The following is a 20706-nucleotide window of genomic DNA, read 5'->3' on the forward strand; positions in this document are numbered from 1 at the left end:
AAATAGATCGGAAAATTGCTCGATCAACCGTTCTTGCGCTGTGAGCTAAGCTGAGGGTACCGCGGATGGCGATCAGCCTTCGGCTTCCACTTCGGCCTGAAGTTGCGTCAGGATCTCGATCAATTCCGGTGCCATATCGCGAATTTCGCGCAGATGGATGGCACTTAGTCGCTGCAGCACCTCTTCGGATCGCTCGGTCAGCTGTAATATCTGCCGGCGTTTGTCGGCGGGATCGGGATGCCGTGTGACATAGTCCGCATCGATGAGGCGTCCCACGAGTTCGGTCGCCGTATGCGGGGCGATCAGCAGCCGCTCAGCCAGCAAGCCGATCGTCATCGCCACACCTTGCGGATTGCCCTTGATCGCCAGCAACGCCTGATGCTGCTGCGGCGGCAGGCCGGCCTCCTGCGCCGCGGACGTGCTGAAATCCGTGAACTTGCGCAGGGTGTAGCGCAATGTGGCGAGCGCCTCGTAATCCGCCTGCGAAAGAACTTCGTCCAAACGTCGCACCATCAAATCATCCTCTTTGCCGCAGCTTGCGGCCCTAGTTGATTTATATCGCATTACGATATATTTGCCATCTCAAAGCGGGAAGCGGCTGAAGGACGGCCGCGCACGCTTAGCACAGAAGGTCGCCAATGCAGGACAGCACCCCCCAACAAACGAACAGGCATGATTTCTCCGGCGGCGCCTCCCGCAAGGACAATGGCGACTTCACCACCGACAAGCGCGTCCTGCTGCTGATCGCCATGGCGCTCGTCGTCGGCACCGGTGGCGCTTTCGCGGCCTGGGTGCTCGTCAATCTCATTGCGCTCGTCAGCAACGCCTTCTGGCTGTTCAAGATCAGCACAGAGCCACTGTCCTTCGCCATGGTGACACGCTCGCCCTGGATGGTGGCCGCTCCCATTGTTGGCGGCCTCGTCATCGGCCTGATGGCACGCTATGGCTCGGAGAAGATCCGCGGTCACGGCATTCCAGAGGCCATCGAGGCGATCCTCATCGGCGGCAGCCGCATGTCGCCGAAGGTGGCGGTGCTGAAGCCCCTGTCATCGGCCATCTCGATCGGCTCCGGCGGCCCGTTCGGCGCGGAAGGCCCGATCATCATGACCGGCGGCGCCATCGGCTCGCTCTTCGCGCAGCTCTTCCATCTCAGCGCCGCGGAGAGAAAGACCCTGCTCGTCGCCGGCGCTGCGGCCGGCATGACGGCGGTGTTCGGCACGCCGATCGCGGCAGTCATGCTTGCCGTCGAGCTGCTGTTGTTCGAATGGAAGCCACGCAGCTTCATCCCCGTCGCAGTCGCGGCCTGCGTTTCGGTCGTCTGGCGGCCGCTGCTGATCGGCAGCGGCGCACTCTTCCCCGCTCATTTCGATATGTCGCTCTCGTGGTGGGGCATTCTGCTCGCCGCCGGCCTTGGCATCATCTCCGGCCTGCAATCCGGCCTGCTGACGACCTTGCTCTATAAGATCGAGGATGCTTTCGAGAAGCTGCCGATCCACTGGATGTGGTGGCCAGCACTTGGCGGCCTCGTCGTCGGGCTCGGCGGCTTGATCGAACCCCGCGCCCTCGGCGTCGGCTACGATATCATCGCCGATCTGCTGCACAGCCACATCGCCGTCGGCGCTGTGCTGGCGATCCTGCTGGTCAAGGCAGGCATCTGGCTGGTCGCGCTCTCCTCCGGCACATCCGGCGGCGTTTTGGCGCCGCTGCTCATTCTTGGCGGTGCGCTGGGCTGGCTGGTGGGCCTTGTCTTGCCCGGCGATCCCGGTTTCTGGGCGATGCTCGGCATGGCGGCGATGATGGGTGGCACCATGCGCGCGCCGCTCACCGGCACCTTCTTTGCCGTCGAGCTGACCGGGGACACGAGCGCTCTCGTGCCTCTGCTGGCGGCAACGGTGGCAGCCTATGCCGTCACCGTTCTGCTGCTGCGCCGCTCTATCCTCACGGAAAAGATCGCACGGCGCGGCCAGCACATCACCCGCGAATATGGTATCGATCCGTTCGAACTCACCCGCGCCGCCGATATCATGATCGCCAAGGTGGATACTTTGCCCGCCGCCATGCGCCTGTCCGAAGCCCTGGCACACATGACCGAGCGGTTGGATGCTCATCGCTTCTATCCCGTCGTCGAAGCCGATAGCCGCTTGGTCGGAATGATCTCACGCGCCGATGCCTTGCGGTGGCAGAGCGAGCCGGAGCTTATGGATCAGTCGCTCTATGACGTCGTATCGGATACGTCTCTTCCGGTCGCCCATGCCGACGATACCGTCGGCCGCGTCGCCGACATCATGATCCATGCCGATACGGGACGTATTCCCGTCGTCGAACCGCAAACGGGCCGCCTTGTCGGCTTGATTGCCCGCAAGGACCTGCTGCGCTTGCGCAGCGCGACCAACCGCGCGGAACTCGAGCGCGGTGTTTATCTCGGGTCGAAAAGTTAAGGGGAGGAGGACTGGCGTCAGCGCGGCACAAAGAACTACGCAACGCCTTCCTTGCCTTAGCGAGGAAAATTTAAGAGCGATCCACGACAACCGATGGATGTTTACGATCCTGGGTGCCTACAAACGTAGGTGGGCGCCGTGTGTCCAGGCCCACGGGCCTAGTCAGGGACAGCTCCCTTTGGATCGAGTATGGCCCCAGGGATTGTGGTTCCTGTCGGGAAGCGCAGACCGCTCGAACTATATAAAGTGGATTCAGCCTTTCTGCCAGAGGGTGATGAGCGCCACCCTCAGAAATAAACTCAGCCCTGCTCAGGGCTCGGCCGGGCGAGAAGCTTCTCGGTAATGCCGTGGATGCGTGTCGTCACCTCATCGATGACGCTCGCCAGCGTCTCCTCGGCCCGCGCATTGGCGGCCATGGTCGTATCGCGATTGCTCGTCAGGGATTCCAGCTCGGCTTCGAGCGAAGACACGCGGCGCGTGAGTTCCGCCACTTCGTCGGTGATCATGATGCCGGCCATGACCGTCAGGCGCAGGTCGCCGATCTCTCCGAACTGGTTCTTCAAATGCAGCACATAGCGGTCGAAGCGAGTGGCGAGATCCGTCAGATGATCTTCCTGCCCCTCTTCGCAGGCCATCCGGTAGGCTTTGCCGTCGATCGTTACCGTTACTTGTGCCATTCGACTTTCCGATCATTGCCGTGTCGCGACGGCTGCCCCAAGGGATCAGCGGTCCAGCACGGCTCTTATGGTTTCCATCGCCGTAACAAGCCGGCGCGACACCTCACGATTGACTTCCTCGAGCCGGTTCGCACGGAACTCGGCCTGATCCAGCTCCTGAGCAAGACGAGAGCGATCTGCATGAACCCGCCGCACCTCGCCTTCTATGTCGCTATGCGCACGCTCGCGCTCGAACCGCCCGTCAACGGCGCTTTCCAAAGTGGAAAGCGCCTGGCGCAACTGGGCGAGCGCTGCGTCCACCGTTTTGCCTGAAGGTGTCATGGCCTTCGATACTCCGCGCAAGGCCCGAATCAAAACATCCGGCCACTTGTCTGATTTCGCAACAATATTCAACTCTGCAACAGCACGTCAATAAAGGCTGCCATGTGGCACCCTCCCTATTCTGTGGATGAATGCCTCCTTTGCCGGCCGTACAGGCCTTGTCGCATGATTGTCGTCTTTTGTAAAAGTAAACGGGCAAATGTCAAAAAATTGCCGCAGGGACCCTGGATTGAACCGTCGATTTATTGACTTGCTCGCCCCAACTGCTATGTCTCAGCCGCCTGAGGCGACGTTGAAAATGGCGTTCGGAAGAGCGTCTCCCTTTTACCCGCCTTTCAACCGATGGCCCTCCCTCCCAGGCGTGCGGCCATCCCCCGAACCCGGAACACTGCGGAAAAACCCATGAACTCTCGCGAACAACACGACCGGATGGCAAATGCGATCCGTTTCCTTGCCATGGATGCTGTCGAGAAGGCCAATTCCGGTCACCCCGGTTTGCCAATGGGAATGGCTGATGTCGCTACCGTTCTCTTTGGCAAATATCTGCGCTTCGATCCGAAGAACCCCCATTGGCCGGACCGCGACCGTTTCGTCCTGTCGGCTGGCCACGGCTCGATGCTGCTTTATTCGGTTCTCTACCTCACCGGCTATCCGGACATGACGGTCGAGGAGCTGCAGCGCTTCCGCCAGCTCGGTTCCAAGACCGCCGGACATCCGGAATACGGCCACGCCACCGGCATCGAAACCACCACCGGCCCGCTTGGCCAGGGCATTGCCAATGCCGTCGGCATGGCGATCGCCGAGCGCAAGCTGCGCGAGGAGTTCGGCGCAGAGCTTCAGGATCACTACACCTACGCCATGTGCGGCGACGGCTGCCTGATGGAAGGTATCAGCCATGAAGCGATCGCTCTGGCCGGTCACCTCAAGCTCAACAAGCTGATCCTGTTCTGGGACAACAATTCCATCACCATCGACGGCGCCATCTCGCTTTCGGATTCGACCGACCAGGTCGCCCGCTTCAAGGCCGTTCACTGGAACACCATCGAAGTCGACGGCCACGATCAGGCCGCCATCAGTGCCGCTATCGAAGCCGCCCATAAGTCCGACCGCCCGACGTTCATCGCTTGCAAGACCATCATCGGTTTCGGCGCTCCGAACAAGCAGGGCACCCACAAGGTACACGGCTCGCCGCTTGGCGCCGAAGAAATCGCCGCCACCCGCGTCGCACTGGACTGGCCCTACGAGCCCTTCGTCATCCCGAACGGCATTCTCGGTGAATGGCGCGCTGCCGGCGAGCGCTCGGTCAGCACCCGCGAAGCCTGGGAGGGCCGCCTTGCCGGTGCAGAAGCGGGCAAGAAGGCTGAATTCACCCGCCGCTTTGCTCATGAGCTGCCCGCCGGCTTCGACGCCGCCATCAGCGACTACAAGAAGAAGCTTGCCGAAACCAAGCCGACGCTTGCAACCCGCAAGGCATCGGAAGACGCGCTCGAAGTCATCAACGGCTTCATTCCAGAAACGATCGGCGGCTCGGCCGACCTGACGCCGTCGAACAACACCAAGACGAGCCAGATGAAGTCGATCACCCCGACCGACTTCTCCGGCCGTTACATGCACTGGGGTATCCGCGAACACGGCATGGCTGCCGCGATGAACGGCATCTCCCTGCACGGCGGTCTCATCCCCTATAGCGGCGGCTTCCTGATCTTCTCGGACTATTGCCGTCCGCCGCTCCGCCTCGCCGCTCTGATGGGCATCCGTGCCATCCACGTCCTGACGCATGATTCCATCGGCGTCGGCGAAGACGGCCCGACCCACCAGCCGGTCGAGCAGGTCGCCAGCCTGCGTGCCATCCCGAACTTCCAGCTGTTCCGCCCGGCGGACGCAACGGAGACGGCCGAATGCTGGCAGATCGCGATCAAGACGACGAACCGTCCGTCCGGTCTCGCTCTGACCCGCCAGAACCTCTTGGCCGCTCGCACCGAATACAGCGAGAAGAACCTCTGCGAACTCGGCGCCTACACGCTGGCAGGCAATGCCGACGCCAAGGTGACGATCTTCGCTTCGGGCTCCGAAGTCGAACTTGCTGTCGCAGCCCGCACGGCTCTCGAAGGCAAGGGTATTTCCACGCGCGTCGTTTCCGTTCCCTGCACCGAACTCTTCTTCGAGCAGCCGGACGCCTACCGCAAGGAAGTCATCGGCAACTCGCCGGTCAAGGTCGCCGTCGAAGCCGGCGTTCGCGAAGGCTGGGATGCATTCATCGGACCGGAAGGCGCCTTCATCGGCATGAAGAGCTTCGGCGCTTCGGCTCCGTACAAGGACGTCTACAAGCACTTCGGCATCACCACCGAAGCCGTAGTCGCAGCCGCTGAGGCAAAGCTTTCCTGAGGGCGCTGACAAGCGCCCCCAAATCCAATAGATAAACACCCTGAGTGAAAGGGAGTGACATTCATGACTGTAAAAGTAGCCATCAACGGCTTTGGCCGCATCGGCCGTAACGTACTGCGCGCGATCGTCGAATCGGGCCGCACCGACATCGAAGTCGTTGCCATCAACGACCTCGGCCCGGTCGAAACCAACGCGCACCTGCTGCGTTACGATTCTATCCACGGCAAGTTTCCGGCCGAAGTAAAGGTCGAAGGCGACACGATCATCGTTGGCGGCGGTAAGCCGATCAAGGTCACGGCGATCAAGGATCCGGCAACGCTGCCGCATCGCGATCTCGGCGTTGACATCGCGATGGAATGCACCGGCATCTTCACGGCCCGCGACAAGGCCGCCGCTCACCTGACGGCCGGTGCCAAGCGCGTCATCGTTTCGGCTCCTGCTGACGGCGCCGACCTGACCGTCGTTTTCGGCGTCAACCACGACCAGCTCACCAAGGAGCACCTGGTCATCTCCAACGCGTCCTGCACCACGAACTGCCTAGTGCCGGTGGTCAAGGTTCTCGACGACGCCGTCGGCATCGACCACGGCTTCATGACGACCATCCACTCCTACACCGGTGACCAGCCGACGCTCGACACCATGCACAAGGACCTGTACCGCGCCCGCGCCGCAGCCCTGTCCATGATCCCAACCTCGACGGGCGCCGCAAAGGCCGTTGGTCTCGTTCTGCCGCACCTGAAGGGCAAGCTCGACGGCACGTCGATCCGCGTTCCCACGCCGAACGTCTCGGTTGTCGACTTCAAGTTCGTGTCCAAGAAGGCAACGACGGTTGGCGAAATCAACGAAGCCATCAAGGCTGCATCGAACGGCAAGCTGAAGGGCATCCTCGGCTACACCGACGAGCCGCTGGTTTCCCGCGACTTCAACCATGACAGCCACTCGTCGATCTTCGCGACCGACCAGACCAAGGTCATGGAAGGCAACTTCGTGCGCGTCCTGTCCTGGTACGACAACGAATGGGGCTTCTCCAGCCGCATGTCCGACACGGCAGTTGCCTTCGCAAAGCTGATCTGATCCGGGGCTTCACCCCCTTTGCGACGACAGCCCACCGGTGTCGAAGCAAGTTGGATAAAAAGCCTGCGATCATCATCGCAATCGATAAAGCCGGCGGCGCAGTCATCTGCGCCGCCGGCTTTGTTATAGAAGGGGCTCGAAAGCCGATCTTTTGATCGTGCCGCGTCCCCTCGACGGCTACGGCGCGGCGGGTGCCCGCCCCGCATCATCTTAAAAACATTTCGATTTTTTCTGCACTGCCCTGCTATGGTCCAGATTTACCAATAAATTTTGAAACTCGAAGTCTCCCAGGGCGTTCCAAGCCACTTTGCTGTTCTGGCAGAGTGCATCACACCATGACGTTGCAGTCGTCGGAAAGAGTTTCAATTCGTAGACTCTCCTCCGAGCGATTTCCGTGTTTGCCAATTTGCCCGGCGCGGCGGCATGATGGAAACTGGAGAGATTTTCAAGATTCCGGGCTTTTGGCCCCAGCAGCGGCGCACGGAAAGGGAAAGAAAAGGTGGAGGCATTTTACGTCATCGTGCTGATCAGCACGGTCCTTATTCTCATTGCGGCCTTCTCCAGCCTTATTGCCTTCCGTTTCGGCGCCCCCCTGCTTCTGCTCTTCCTGATGATCGGCCTTGCCGCCGGCACGGACGGGCTCGGCATCGAATTCTCCAACAATTATCTCGCCTATATTCTCGGCTCGCTGGCGCTTGCCATCATCCTCTTCGATTCAGGCTACGGCACGCCGATCCAGGCCTTCAAGCTTGCCGCCGCACCGGCGCTGACCATTGCCTCCGTCGGCGTCATCGTGACGGCTGCGCTGTTCGGCCTTGCCTCCACCTGGCTCCTCGGCTTCACTTGGCTGCAGGGTCTACTGCTCGGCTCCATCGTCGCCTCGACGGATGCGGCCGCCGTCTTCTTCCTGCTGCGCATCGGTGGCATCAATATCCGCGACAAGGTGCGCTCGACGCTGGAAGTCGAATCCGGCACCAACGACCCGATGGCGATCTTCCTGACGCTTGCCTTGGTCGAGCTGCTGGCAAGCGGCGAAGGCTATGCGGGCATCAACATCGCCATGCTGGCGACCTTCATCAAGCAGATGGGCCTCGGCGTCATCCTCGGCCTGTTCGGCGGCATGATGATCGTTCTCATCGTCAGCCGGCTGGAGACCGATCGCGGCCTGACACCGATCTTCGTGCTGGCGCTGGCCCTGCTCGTCTTCTCCTTCACGGGCGCCGTCGGCGGCAGCGGCTTCCTCGCCGTTTATGTCGCCGGCATCTATGCCGGCAATCGCAGAATGCCCGCCTCGGCCTCGATCAAGCGCTTCCAGGACGGCATGACCTGGCTGGCGCAGATCATCATGTTCCTCGTTCTTGGCCTGCTCGCCACACCATCGGAATTTCCCGCCATCGCCATTCCGGCCGTGGCGCTGGCGCTATTCCTGATTTTCATCGCCCGCCCGATCGCCGTATGGCTCTGCCTGCTGCCCTTCGATTACACTCAGCGCGAAACCGGCTTCGTCGCCTGGGTCGGCCTGCGTGGCGCAGTCTCCATCCTGCTTGCCATCATGCCGATCCTCGGTAACCTCCAATCGGGCCAGACCTATTTCAACGTCGCTTTCATCGTCGTGCTGGTGTCGCTGCTCGTGCAGGGCTGGACCATCAAGCCGATGGCGCGGCGCCTCGGCCTCATCGTTCCCCCGCGCATGGGGGCGATCGACAAAGTCGAAGTCGATCTGCCGGGCACCGTCAATCACGAACTCCTCACCTACCGCGTCGTGAAGGACAGTCCGGTCTTGCGCGGCGAACGCATTCCTCGTTGGGCCATGCCCTCGCTTGTCGTGCGCGACGGCAAATCCATGCGTTATCAATATGCCGGCCGCCTGCGCGAACACGATATCGTCTATCTCTTCGTTTCGCCCAATTATTCTCGCCTGCTCGACCGCCTCTTCGCCAGCCGCGCGCCGGTCGATCCGGATGATGCCGAATTCTTCGGTGCTTTCTCGATCTCGCCGCTGCGCCCGGCTGCCGATCTCGATGCAGCCTACGGACCGGGGCTGCTGAGCGAACAGGAGAAGGGTTTGACCATCGCCGAGCTCATGCGCCACCGCTTGGGCGGCAAGGCCGACTATGCGGATCGCGTTCGTCTGGGCGAGATCATCCTCATCGTCCGCGATCTCGACGAGAACGACCATATCCAGTCCGTCGGCATGTCGCTCGAAGCGGTGGAACCACCCAGCCTCCTGCCGATCTTCATCAATCTCCACGATATTTTCAACAGCATCCGCGCCTACCTGCAGAAGCGCCGTGAGCGCACGCATGAAGCCGTTTCAAGCGATTCGACGACGGGCAAAAACGACGCCTGAATGCCTTGCGTCTCCGATCATCCGTAGTATGGTCTGCGCGCTTCACGCCACCAACAATATTGGATCCTCCCCATGGCAGCCTTCAAAACTCTCGACAATCTCACCGACATTACCGGCAAGCGCGTGCTCGTACGCGTCGACCTCAACGTGCCGGTCAAGGATGGCAAGGTCACCGATGCGACCCGCATCGAACGTGTCGCTCCGACGATTCTCGAACTGTCCGAAAAAGGCGCCAAGGTCATCCTGCTTGCTCATTTCGGCCGCCCAAAGGATGGCCCCTCCCCGGAGCTTTCCCTCGGCCTCATCGTACCAGCCGTCGAGGAAGTCCTGGATCATGCCGTTCTCTTCGCCTCCGACTGCATCGGCGCGGCAGCAGTCGAGGCCGTTGCCAAGATGAACGATGGCGACATCCTGCTGCTTGAAAACACCCGCTTCCACAAGGAAGAAGAAAAGAACGACGCAGCCTTCACCAAGGCGCTCGCCGCCAATGGCGATATCTACGTCAACGACGCCTTCTCGGCCGCCCATCGCGCGCATGCCTCCACCGAGGGCCTCGCCCACCTGCTGCCGGCCTACGCGGGCCGCACGATGCAGGCAGAGCTTGAAGCCCTGGAAAAGGGTCTGGGCAATCCGGTCCGTCCGGTGGTCGCCATCGTCGGCGGCGCCAAGGTCTCCACCAAGATCGATCTTCTGATGAACCTGGTGAAGAGGGTCGATGCGCTTGTCATCGGCGGCGGCATGGCCAACACTTTCCTCGCCGCCCGCGGCACCAATGTCGGCAAGTCGCTCTGCGAGCATGATCTCGCCGACACCGCCAAGCAGATCATGATCGAGGCTGCCGCATCCGGCTGCGCGATCGTCCTGCCGGAAGACGGTGTCGTCGCCCGCGAGTTCAAGGCCGGCGCCGACAACGAAGTCGTTGCCATCGAGGCTATCCCGGCTGATGCCATGGTGCTCGATGTCGGTCCCAAGTCGGTCGAAGCTGTCAAGAATTGGATCGGTCGCGCCACCACCCTGGTCTGGAACGGCCCGCTCGGCGCCTTCGAAATCACGCCCTTCGATACCGCAACCGTCTCAGCTGCCAAATATGCCGCTGAATGCACCAAGGCCGGCAAGCTGACCTCCGTTGCCGGCGGTGGCGACACGGTCTCTGCGCTCAACCATGCCGGCGTTGCCGATGACTTCACCTACGTCTCGACAGCTGGCGGCGCCTTCCTCGAATGGATGGAAGGTAAGGTCCTCCCGGGCGTTGCCGTCCTGCAGGCCAGCAAATAAGAAAACCGCTTCGTAGTGATTGATGGAAGCCGCGAAAGCTAAACCTTTCGCGGCTTTTCCATGAATGCTAGGATAGCTTGAAAGACTTTCAAACGGTTGAAATCATTTCAATCGTTTCAATTAGTTAGCCTGCCATTTCCCTCCTTCTACACTTCTGTTATCGCCGATCTATATTGATCTTGTCGCCGACTGAAATCGCCTTGGAGAAACAAAATGAGCGAACGAATTGAAGACATTGCCGTAAAAATGGTTGCTGGTGGCAAGGGCCTCCTGGCGGCGGACGAATCCACCGCCACGATCAAGAAGCGCTTCGACACCATCTCTCTCGTTTCCACGGAAGAGAACCGCCGCGACTATCGCGAAATGCTCTTCCGCTCCGACGACGCAATGAGGAAGTACATCTCCGGCGTCATCCTTTATGAAGAAACCCTTTTCCAGAAGGCCGCGGACGGCACGCCCTTCGTCGACGTCATCAAAGCTGCAGACAGCATTCCCGGCATCAAAGTCGACCTCGGCGCCAAGCCGATGGCCGGCTTCCCCGGCGAAACCATCACCGAAGGTCTCGATGGCCTCGCCGATCGTCTGGCGAAATATTATGAAGCCGGTGCCCGTTTCGCCAAATGGCGCGGCGTGATCGCCATCTCCGACAAGCTGCCGACCTTCGGCGCCATCAAGGCCAACGCCCACGCGCTCGCCCGCTATGCCGCGCTCTGCCAGCAGGCCAAGATCGTTCCAATCGTCGAGCCGGAAGTGCTGATGGACGGCGAACCCGGCACGCATGACATCGACCGCAGCGAAGAAGTCACCCGCTGGACGCTTCAGATCGCCTTCCAGGAACTCGCCGAAGCCCGCGTCAACCTCGAAGGCATGATCCTGAAGCCGAGCATGGTCATCGACGGCAAGAAGGTCCGCAAGGCCTCCGTCGAGCAGGTCGCCGAGCGCACCGTCAGGGTTCTGAAGGAAACCGTGCCTTCCGCCGTTCCGGGCATCGCTTTCCTCTCCGGCGGCCAGTCCACCGAAGAAGCAACGGCCCATCTCTCCGCTATCAACTCCGGTCATGATCTGCCCTGGCACGTCACCTTCTCCTACGGCCGCGCCCTGCAGGACAGCTCGCTGAAGGCATGGGGCGGCAAGCCCGAGAATGTCGCCGCCGGCCAGCGCGCCTTCACTCATCGCGCCGAGATGAACTATCTCGCCGCCAAGGGCAGCTGGACGAAGGATCGCGAACAGGCCGCCTGATCTGATTTTGCGGTTTGAGTAAACGGGAAGTCCCCATCGCGATGCGGTGGGGGCTTTTTGTTTGTGCCAGTGGCAGTTTGCCTCGAAAGCCTCTCATTCGAGGCATCCATCCAGCCGTTTAACCAGACGAGAAGACAGAGTTCGTCCCCTCTCCTTGTCAAAAACGGGAGAGGGCGATGGTGTGAGGCGCTCCTCGGAACGAGCCAATTGTGAAGTTGTCACCAGCACAAGTTCGCGCTTTAAGCGATGATCGGGCAGCCGCTATATCCCGGTGAACTTATGACAGCACCAGGAGCCGCCATGAACACCGTTGCCTATGTTACCGTCGATGTCTTCACCTCGGAACGCTTCGTCGGCAATCCGCTTGCCGTCATACCCGATGCCCGCGGCCTGAGCAGCGATGCGATGCAGAAGATCGCGACCGAGTTCAATTATTCGGAAACGACCTTCGTGCTGCCGCCGGAAAATCCCGATCACAGCGCGCGCGTCCGCATCTTCACGCCAACGGCGGAAATCCCATTCGCCGGCCACCCCAATGTCGGCACCGCTTTCGCCCTCGGCCGGCAACGAGAAATCTTCGGAAAGCCCGTGGGCGATAGGCTGACCTTCGAGGAAGAGGCCGGCCTGGTGGAAGTAACGTTGCTGCGCAAAGGCGGCGACATCACGGGCGCGAGCATTCGCGCGCCGGGAAGTCTCACGGTCGGGGAGGCAGTTGCCGACGAGCTGATTGCACGCTGCGTGCAGATCGATCCGCTTTCGATCCGCCGCACACCGCATGCCCCGATCTTTGCGTCCGTCGGCCTGCCTTTCGCCTTCGCGGAGCTGGATAGTCTCGAAACGCTCGGAAAAGCATGGCCGAATGCCGCGGTTTTTGCTGAAGCGGCGGCGCGGCACAAGGAAGATAAGACCGGCTTCTCGCTCTTTCTCTACGTGCGCTCTACCGAAAACCCCTGGCATATCCGCGCCCGCATGTTTGCACCCCTCGACAATGTGACGGAAGATCCGGCGACCGGCAGCGCCTCTGCCGCACTCGGCGCCTATCTCACCTCGCTACTGCCGGCGCAGGACGCGGAGGTAAAAATCACCATCGAGCAGGGCGTAGAGATGGGCAGGCGCAGCGTGATCGGCGTCGAGGTCAGGAAAACTGCCGGCGTGGTAAACGAAGTCCTCCTGAGCGGCAGCAGCGTCCACGTCATGCGCGGGGAAATCCTGCTCTGAAAGAAGGTGCGGCGTCCTGAAAGGGCCGATATCCGGCCCAAAACGCCTTAAAGCGTCTCGTTGATGACCAGCGCGATTGCCCAGGCAACGAAGGCGATGATGGCGATCTTCCAGAAATCGCCCCGGCGCTTGAGACCCGGCAGCCCCAAAGGCTTGATCAGCTGCACCGCCATGGCGAGCAGCAGCAGCACCCCGATGGCTTTTGTCACGCTATTTTTCCCCGTTTGCGCAAGAATGAGCATGGCCGCGACCAAAAACCGCTGCGCGGTTTTCGCGATCATGCTCTAATCGTCATAGGACGGACATTTTTCCGCGCCAACAGACTGTTTCTACACGCCGATAGCGGCAATCCGGGACACAATCAATAGTGAATGCGGGCAGGAAGGAATTCCTGTCTTATCGGCTCCTTAAGCGGGGCCGCATGAAGGTGAGGAGCATGAAAAGAAATATTTTGCCCGTATTGGCCTTGCTGTTCGGTACGCTTTTCCTGTTTACGGGAAACGGCCTGCATAGCCTCTTGCTGCCGGTGCGTGGCACGGCGGAAGGCTATGCAACCACGACGCTCGGCCTGCTCGGCACGACCTGGGCCACAGGTTTCGTCCTCGGCTGCCTGACTGCTCCGAAGCTGGTCAGACGCATCGGCCATGTTCGTGCCTTTTCGGGCTTCATCTCCGTCATCGCCATCATAGCGCTGTTGACCGGTATCATCGTTGACCCGATCTGGTGGGTGGCGCTGCGCGCCGTGACCGGTTTCTGCACGGCCGGCACCTCGATGATCATCGAAAGTTGGCTCAACGAGCGCGCCACCAATGAGAGCCGCGGCGCGATCTTCTCGCTCTATATCGGCATCACCCTCATCGGCGCGGTCGCCGGCCAGATGATGGTACCCTTCGCCGATATCCACACGCCCATTCTCTTCATGATGTGCGGCATCTGCTATTGCGTCGCCATGCTGCCGACCACCCTGTCGACTGCCGCCTCTCCGCAGCCGCTCAAGGCCGTCAGCCTCGACCTGAAGGCGCTCTACCGCAATTCGCCGGTGGCCTCGCTTGGTATCCTGCTGGTTGGCATCGCCAACGGCGCATACGGCACGCTCGGCGCCGTCTTCGGCGCCAATGCCGGCCTTTCCCAGAGCGATATCGCGCTGATGATGAGCTTGACCATCTTTGCCGGCGCCGTCATGCAGCTGCCGGCCGGCCGACTTTCGGATCGCATCGACCGCCGCTACGTGTTGGCGGGCATGGCAGCCGTCGCGGCCGTGGATGGCCTGCTGCTTTTCCTGCTGCAGCCCGGCAGCCCTTATTTCCTCATCAGCATGGTGGTGATCTACGGCGCCTTCGCCAACACGCTCTACCCGATCGCCGTCGCCCATGCCAACGACTTCGCCGCGCCGGAGGATTTCGTCAAAGTTTCCGGCGGCCTGCTGCTGCTCTACGGCATCGGCACGATCATCGGCCCGACGATCGGCGGCCCGGTCATGTCTTCCGTCGGTCCCTACTCCCTCTTCTTCCTGACAGCCCTCGCCCATGTACTGATCACGTCCTATTCCATCTTCCGCAGCCGCCGCCGCGCCGCCAAACCCGCAGGCGATCGCGACGCCTATACGACTATGCCGTCCGCCAATGCGCAGATGATCACACCCGAGAGCATGGCGCTTGCACGAAGCGAGACTTCAAAAAAGGACGATATATCTATAAATTACGGTACCTGATCCCTTTAAGGGAAAGGAGGAGCCGAAATGAGCATATTCGACGACGATCGTCCGCAGCAGCCATCGGCGCATGAAATCGGCAGCGACTTGTCGCTGCTGTCGGTCGACGAGCTGAAAAACCGCATAGCCTTGCTCAAGAGCGAGATCACCAGGTTGGAAGAAGAGATCGCCGCTAAGGCATCCGGCCGCGAAGCGGCGGAAAGCCTCTTCCGTTTTTGAAAAGAGTGCCCGGCGCAAAACCTGGGGTGGCAAGCGTAACATTGAGACATGCTCAACAGAATGTTAAGCTTTACGACATATTACTATGATCATCCAGATTCGCTCTGGACTCAGACGATTCCTCGACTTGGCGAATTGGTCTGATTTTTCTCCCTGTTTTACCTTGAGAGCCGCTTTTGCGGCTCTTCTTTTTTGCCATGTATCGTCCTCCCCGACGAAACTGTGGAGATTAACCCTTTCTTAAGAATCGCCTTGCGAATTTCAGTTAAAACTACCATCTTAAAGTCATAAAAGCGGATGCCGAAAGCTCTTAGGGACTTGACCGGCTTTTCCTGAACAAAAGTGTTGCGTGAAGCAGGGATTTATTCGATGTCGGAACTTGGGTTGAACACGATCAGCTTTGCTGGCCACGCAGCATCGTCGGCACAGTTCAGAGCGCTGTATTCAGAAGGCATGTCGCTGGTTGAGGAAACCGCCGGTTATCTCGACGGACAGGGCCGCGCCGCTTCCAAGGTTCTGCCGCGGATGGCCTCCGTACTCTACGCCGCCGAATCCATGCGGCTGACGACCCGCCTCATGCAGATGGCCTCCTGGCTGCTGCTACAGCGCGCTGTCAACAACGGCGAAATGTCCCGCGACCAGGTTCTCGCAGAAAAGAACAAGGTTCGGCTCGACGGCTTCAACGTCGACCGCACCGCCCCCGGCTGGAACGATCTGCCGGAATCCTTCCGTGACCTCGTCGAGCGCTCCCTTCGGCTTCAGAACCGCGTCGCCCTGCTCGACCGCGAGATCTACCGCCCGACCGAGCCTGCGATCGTTCCGGACAATCAGAACAGCGTCAAGGCGCAGCTCACCCTGCTGCAGACTGCCTTCGGCAACAACTGAGCTGATCGCAACATCGATGACGGATTTCAACCGGCTGCGCCTCGCGCGGCCGGTTTTGCTTTGTCGTCGCTCCACGGCCGACCCCAGGTGGCGACAGGCGCGCTTGACGAATTTCGCAAAGCAACTGTAAAAGTGTCCCTGCGTGTTCTCTCAACCTTAGAGAGCCGCGCGAGCTGATATCAAATGTGCCTGGAGGTCCCAATGCGCCGACTCACTTCTCACGAAAATCAAATCCGAAATTCTGAGAAGATGATAGAACATGCGCACTTTGAATTTGGGCATACTGGCCCACGTAGATGCAGGCAAGACTAGCCTTACGGAGCGACTCCTTTTTGACGTAGGCGTAATCGACAAGCTCGGCAGCGTCGATGGCGGCAATACCCAGACCGATAGTCTCGATCTCGAACGGCAGCGTGAATCACCATCGCGACCGTAGTGGTGTCGTTTACCATCGGCGATCTGGTAGTAAATCTCATCGACACGCCCGGTCACCCCGACTTCATCGCCGAGGTCGAGCGTGTCCTGCAATTGCTGGATGCGGCGATCGTCGTCGTCTCGGCCGTTGAAGGCGTGCAGCCTCAAACCCGCGTGCTGGTCCGTGCCCTGAGACAGCTCGGCGTCCCCTTTCTGTTCTTCATAAACAAGATCGACCGCCTCGGCGCACGCTATGAGGAAGTCCTTCAGGAGATTGCGAGCCAGTTATGCACGCATCCGATCGCAATGTCGCTCATCCACGATGCCGGCAGCAAGCTCGCCAAAGTCGAGGCTGCCGACACGGCGAAAGAGCCCCATCTCGGTGCTATTTGTGAGGCACTTGCGGCCGGCGACGAAGGGATAATGGACGACTACATTCTAGCGCCCGACCGACTAACTCCCCAAAGGCTCGAACACGCTCTCGCAGATCAGGTGGCGAGAGGCCTGATACATCCGGCCTTTGCCGGCGTGGCCATGAGCGGCGCAGGGGTCCCTGCCCTGATATCGGCGATAAAAACCCTATTGCCGAGCCGCCGGCCGGATCCCGATGGGCCGGTCAGCGGCAAGATCTTCAAGATCGAACGCGGATGGGGCGGCGAAAAACTGGCATATCTATGCGTTACGTCGGGTACGATCACGGTCCGGGATTACCTCGATCTGCCGAAAGGTCCCGCGAAGGTGAGCAGCATCCAACTTTTCGATGACGGTCATGTCGACAAGGTCACACGGGTCGGTGCGGGGCGGATTGCCAAGATTGGCGGGCTGGCCGGTGCGCGGATCGGCGATTCGATCGGTGGCGAAAACTCCACGCGCGGCAATCTCCATTTCCAGCCGCCGACGCTGGAAACCAGAGTTCGCCCATCCCGCCCCGCCGACAATGCGGCGCTATGGCTGGCGCTCATGCAACTGTCCGATCAGGATCCGCTCATCAATTTGCGCACCAACGAGGGCGCGACCGAGATATTCGTCTCGCTCTATGGGGAGGTGCAAAAGGAAGTCATCCAGGCAACTCTGGCCAACGATTTCGGGCTGGAGGCGCTTTTCGAGGAAAGCACGATCATCCATGCCGAACGCCCGATCGGCATCGGCGGCGCGATCGAGATCATATTCAAGGAGCCCAATCCCTTTCTCGCGACAGTCGGCCTGCGTGTTGAACCAAGGCCGCCGGGAGCAGGAAACCGTTTCGCATTTGAGGTTGACATCGGGCAGATGCCGGCAAGCTTCTATCGTGCCGTCGAGGAGACAGTCTTCGAAACGCTGAAAGAGGGCATCTTCGGCTGGCAGGTCATCGATTGCCATGTTGCCATGACCGCGGCGCGCCAAAGCTCGCCGGCAACCACGGCCGTCGATTTTCGCAGGCTGACGCCGCTGGTATTGGCCGCCGCCCTCACATCGGCGCAGACGGTGGTATGCGAACCGATCGATCGCTTCCAACTCGAAGTGCCGACGGCGGCGTTGACCGGAATACTTACCTTGCTGGCGAAATCAGGCGCATCGACCAGGGAGTCCGTCATTACAGCCGGCATCGCCCGACTCGAGGGTACGGTCGCTTCGGCGCTGATCCAGGGGATTCAAAAGCAGCTTCCCGGACTGACAAGCGGCGCTGGCGTGCTGGATCACACTTTCGATCACTATGCGCCGATCGAAGGTTCGCCGCCCCTGCGCCAGCGCGCAAGCGCCAATCCGTTCGACCGCGCCGATTACCTGCAGCGGATACGCTGACCGGGTGCAGCGGCAACAGCCGCGGGGTAGCTCTCGACGATGGCGATACGTCCGAAGGCTGCCCCACTAATGACCTGCCGCAGGCATCCAGCAATTCACGCAATAAAAAAGCCCGGCAAAACCGGGCTTTTTTTCAAAACATCGAATCGCGAAGCGATTAGATGCCGAGACCGCCGAAGCGCTTGTTGAACTTCGAAACGCGGCCGGCGCGGTCGAGCATCTGCTGGTTGCCGCCGGTCCAGGCCGGGTGGGACTTGCTGTCGATTTCGAGGTTCATGACAGCGCCTTCAGAACCCCAGGTCGAGCGGGTTTCGTATTCGGTGCCGTCGGTCATGACTACCTTGATGGTGTGGTAGTCGGGATGGATGTTCGCCTTCATAACAATCTTCCTGTCATGGCAGGGTCCATTTGTCGCAAGGCATTGCGGCAACCGAACCGATTGAATAAATGAAGCCGCAGTCCGGTTAGGCCACGGCTTCCAATTAAGATGGCGTGCCTATACATGAAGGCGACAGGGATAACAAGGGGCCAAAACGTCAAGTCCCTTGCTGATATGGGGATTGGAGACGACTTGTCGGAAATTGGCCAGGCAGACGAAAAGAGAAACAGATCAATCCGACCCCTTGGACGACTGACTCCTTATCTCAAGCGGTATCGGGGCATGGTCGCAGGAGCGATCGTCTCCCTCGTCGTTGCCGCGGTCACATCCCTCACCCTACCGATCGCCGTACGCCGCATGATCGATCACGGCTTCGATCAGGCCGACCGCGGCCTCATCGACAGCTATTTCATCGCAATGATGATCATGGCCCTGATCCTGGCCGCCGCGAGTGCGCTGCGCTACTACTTCGTCATCACGATCGGCGAGCGCATCGTTTCCGATATGCGCCGCGAAGTCTTCGACCACGTCACGCGGCTGTCGCCCTCCTTCTTCGATGTCAACCAGTCCGGTGAGATCGTCTCTCGCCTGACGGCCGACACCACACAGATCAAATCGGCGGTTGGCGCGACTGCGTCGGTAGCACTGCGCAACCTCATTCTCTGTCTCGGTGCTATGGTGATGATGATCATCACGAGCCCGAAGCTGTCGAGCATCGTGCTGATCGCAATACCCATCATCGTGTTGCCGCTGTTCAGTTTCGGCCGCTCTGTGCGCAAGCGGTCCCGCGCTGCGCAGGACAGGCTGGCCAACGCATCGGCCTATGCCAACGAAACCATCGCCGCCAGCCGCACGATCCAGTCCTATAACGGCGAGGAAGCCGCCTCTCGGCATTACGGCGCGGCCGTCGAAGATGCCTATCAGGCGGCGCGCGCAGCGATCAAATCCCGTTCGATGCTGACGGGCTTTGCGATTGCCATGGTCTTCGGCAGCATCATCGCCGTTCTCTGGGTCGGCGCGCAGAACGTGCTCGCCGGCACCATGTCGGCGGGGACGCTCGGCCAGTTCCTGCTCTACTCGGTCATCGCCGGCTCTTCGCTCGGCTCGCTATCGGAAGTCTGGGGCGAGCTGTCGCAGGCAGCCGGCGCTGCCGACCGTCTTGGCGAACTCCTTGCGGAGGTATCGCCGATAACGGTGCCGGCCAATCCCGTAACCTTGCCGCAACCCCAAGGCCGGGTCGATTTTTCGGACGTCCGTTTCTTCTATCCGTCGCGGCCCGGCAGATCGGCCCTGCACGGGCTGTCCTTCTCGGTCAAACCAGGCGAGACGGTTGCGATCGTCGGCGCATCCGGCGCCGGCAAGAGCACCATCTTCTCGCTGCTGCTGCGCTTCTACGACCCGCAGCAGGGCAGCGTCGCCGTCGATGGCGTCGATATCAGCCACGTTCTGCCGGAGGCGTTGCGCGAACGCATTGCCATCGTGCCTCAGGACACGACGATCTTCGCCGCCTCGATCCACGACAATATCGCCTTCGGCCGTCCGGGCGCTTCCCGCGACGAGGTACGCGCCGCCGCGATCGCCGCACAGGCCGACGAGTTCATCTCGCGCCTGGAGCAGGGCTACGACACGCAGGTGGGCGAGCGTGGCGTGACGCTTTCCGGCGGCCAGCGCCAGCGCATCGCCATTGCCCGCGCCATCCTGAAGAATGCACCGATCCTGCTGCTCGACGAAGCGACTTCCGCTCTCGACGCCGAAAGCGAAACCCTCGTTCAGAAGGCGCTCGAAGGCCTGATGGAGGCACGGACCACGCTCGTCATCGCCCATCGTCTGGCAACCGTGCTCAAGGCAGATCGCATTCTCGTGCTGGATCAGGGCCGCATCGTAGAGGAAGGCACGCACCAGAGCCTGATCCACCATGGCGGCATCTATGCCAAGCTCGCCCGCCTGCAGTTCGATGCCGGAATAGAGCAGCGCATGCTCATCGCAAAGTAGCGCGAACCGGGTCAAGTCGAGCCGCATACAACCATGTAGAAATGACGTCGAAGTTGAGCTAGATTTTCAGCGTTATCCACGCTGACGCGATTCTAGGAGACGAGAACGATGTATAAATTTGAAGTCTACAAGGACAAAGCCGGCGAGTTTCGCTTCCGCTTCAAAGCCTCGAACGGCGAAATCATGTTCGGATCCGAAGGCTACAAGGCGAAGGCTTCGGCCCTGCATGCCATCGAGTCGATCAAGGCTCACGTTGGCGGCGCCGCCATCGACGATCAGACCACGGCTACCGCCTGAGACTTCGCGTCAAGCCTTTATTGCAAAGACCGGCCGGCCACCCTTTGGTG

17 protein-coding genes, 1 other RNA gene and 1 pseudogene are annotated in these 20706 nt (G+C 60.6%); 13 read left to right on the plus strand and 6 right to left on the minus strand.

Annotated features, from left to right (window positions below; genetic code table 11):
* Nucleotides 1–72: 72 nt before the first annotated feature.
* Nucleotides 73–513, minus strand: coding sequence for a MarR family winged helix-turn-helix transcriptional regulator (locus QD409_RS15480; protein WP_092850595.1), 441 nt, complete (start codon nucleotides 511–513; stop codon nucleotides 73–75).
* Between the two features lie 125 nt (nucleotides 514–638).
* Between QD409_RS15480 and QD409_RS15485 the strand changes: the two genes are divergently transcribed.
* Entirely contained in the window at nucleotides 639–2438 is a 1800-nt protein-coding gene (locus tag QD409_RS15485) for a chloride channel protein (RefSeq protein ID WP_430763046.1), read from the plus strand.
* A 74-nt stretch (nucleotides 2439–2512) separates the two neighbouring features.
* Here the strand turns inward: QD409_RS15485 and ssrS are convergent.
* The 3 genes from ssrS to QD409_RS15500 form a co-directional block, all read right to left on the minus strand.
* A non-coding RNA gene (ssrS, locus tag QD409_RS15490) (6S RNA) lies at nucleotides 2513–2671 on the minus strand.
* A gap of 66 nt (nucleotides 2672–2737) precedes the next feature.
* Nucleotides 2738–3115: a cell division protein ZapA gene (locus tag QD409_RS15495; protein WP_092850600.1), complete on the minus strand. Its 378-nt coding sequence runs from the start codon at nucleotides 3113–3115 to the stop codon at nucleotides 2738–2740.
* Between the two features lie 45 nt (nucleotides 3116–3160).
* Nucleotides 3161–3436 carry a DUF4164 domain-containing protein gene (locus tag QD409_RS15500; RefSeq protein ID WP_004117381.1) on the minus strand — a complete coding sequence of 92 codons (276 nt, stop codon included), beginning with the start codon at nucleotides 3434–3436 and terminating at the stop codon, nucleotides 3161–3163.
* A gap of 402 nt (nucleotides 3437–3838) precedes the next feature.
* On the opposite strand from QD409_RS15500, the gene tkt reads away from it, so the two are divergent.
* The 6 genes from tkt to QD409_RS15530 all read left to right on the plus strand — a co-directional run bounded on the left by tkt (nucleotide 3839) and on the right by QD409_RS15530 (nucleotide 12977).
* Complete coding sequence (tkt, locus tag QD409_RS15505; RefSeq protein ID WP_430763047.1) at nucleotides 3839–5821, plus strand: transketolase; 1983 nt, start codon at nucleotides 3839–3841, stop codon at nucleotides 5819–5821.
* 63 nt (nucleotides 5822–5884) lie between these two features.
* Nucleotides 5885–6895 carry a type I glyceraldehyde-3-phosphate dehydrogenase gene (gene gap / locus QD409_RS15510; RefSeq protein ID WP_092850606.1) on the plus strand — a complete coding sequence of 337 codons (1011 nt, stop codon included), beginning with the start codon at nucleotides 5885–5887 and terminating at the stop codon, nucleotides 6893–6895.
* Between the two features lie 499 nt (nucleotides 6896–7394).
* The gene (locus QD409_RS15515) at nucleotides 7395–9245 is read left to right on the plus strand and encodes a potassium/proton antiporter (RefSeq protein ID WP_092850611.1); all 1851 of its coding nucleotides are present in this window, start codon (nucleotides 7395–7397) and stop codon (nucleotides 9243–9245) included.
* A 72-nt stretch (nucleotides 9246–9317) separates the two neighbouring features.
* Nucleotides 9318–10520 carry a phosphoglycerate kinase gene (locus QD409_RS15520; protein WP_430763048.1) on the plus strand — a complete coding sequence of 401 codons (1203 nt, stop codon included), beginning with the start codon at nucleotides 9318–9320 and terminating at the stop codon, nucleotides 10518–10520.
* A gap of 213 nt (nucleotides 10521–10733) precedes the next feature.
* A complete protein-coding gene (locus QD409_RS15525) occupies nucleotides 10734–11759 on the plus strand; it encodes a class I fructose-bisphosphate aldolase (RefSeq protein WP_430763049.1) in 1026 nt (341 codons plus the stop codon).
* Nucleotides 11760–12059: 300 nt separating this feature from the next.
* The gene (locus tag QD409_RS15530) at nucleotides 12060–12977 is read left to right on the plus strand and encodes a PhzF family phenazine biosynthesis protein (protein WP_092850623.1); all 918 of its coding nucleotides are present in this window, start codon (nucleotides 12060–12062) and stop codon (nucleotides 12975–12977) included.
* Between the two features lie 47 nt (nucleotides 12978–13024).
* Here the strand turns inward: QD409_RS15530 and QD409_RS15535 are convergent, their stop codons facing one another.
* Complete coding sequence (locus QD409_RS15535) at nucleotides 13025–13186, minus strand: hypothetical protein (protein ID WP_092850845.1); 162 nt, start codon at nucleotides 13184–13186, stop codon at nucleotides 13025–13027.
* Nucleotides 13187–13413: 227 nt separating this feature from the next.
* Between QD409_RS15535 and QD409_RS15540 the strand changes: the two genes are divergently transcribed.
* The 4 genes and pseudogenes from QD409_RS15540 (at nucleotide 13414) to QD409_RS15555 (ending at nucleotide 17988) form a co-directional block, all read left to right on the plus strand.
* The gene (locus tag QD409_RS15540; RefSeq protein WP_092850846.1) at nucleotides 13414–14688 is read left to right on the plus strand and encodes an MFS transporter; all 1275 of its coding nucleotides are present in this window, start codon (nucleotides 13414–13416) and stop codon (nucleotides 14686–14688) included.
* Nucleotides 14689–14715: 27 nt separating this feature from the next.
* Entirely contained in the window at nucleotides 14716–14907 is a 192-nt protein-coding gene (locus QD409_RS15545; protein WP_430763050.1) for a DUF1192 domain-containing protein, read from the plus strand.
* Nucleotides 14908–15276: 369 nt separating this feature from the next.
* Nucleotides 15277–15792, plus strand: coding sequence for a DUF1465 family protein (locus QD409_RS15550; RefSeq protein WP_004117396.1), 516 nt, complete (start codon nucleotides 15277–15279; stop codon nucleotides 15790–15792).
* Nucleotides 15793–16051: 259 nt separating this feature from the next.
* Nucleotides 16052–17988, plus strand: a pseudogene (locus tag QD409_RS15555) (GTP-binding protein).
* Nucleotides 17989–18145: 157 nt separating this feature from the next.
* Here QD409_RS15555 and rpmE read toward each other — a convergent pair.
* A complete protein-coding gene (gene rpmE / locus QD409_RS15560; RefSeq protein ID WP_004117397.1) occupies nucleotides 18146–18367 on the minus strand; it encodes a 50S ribosomal protein L31 in 222 nt (73 codons plus the stop codon).
* Between the two features lie 174 nt (nucleotides 18368–18541).
* Here rpmE and QD409_RS15565 point away from each other — a divergent pair, with 174 nt between their 5' ends.
* Nucleotides 18542–20359, plus strand: coding sequence for an ABC transporter transmembrane domain-containing protein (locus QD409_RS15565; protein ID WP_430763060.1), 1818 nt, complete (start codon nucleotides 18542–18544; stop codon nucleotides 20357–20359).
* Between the two features lie 108 nt (nucleotides 20360–20467).
* Nucleotides 20468–20656: a YegP family protein gene (locus tag QD409_RS15570; protein ID WP_047629082.1), complete on the plus strand. Its 189-nt coding sequence runs from the start codon at nucleotides 20468–20470 to the stop codon at nucleotides 20654–20656.
* The last annotated feature ends 50 nt before the right edge of the window (nucleotides 20657–20706 follow it).

Source organism: Rhizobium sp. BR 315, from assembly GCF_050577975.1.
Taxonomy (GTDB): domain Bacteria; phylum Pseudomonadota; class Alphaproteobacteria; order Rhizobiales; family Rhizobiaceae; genus Rhizobium; species Rhizobium miluonense.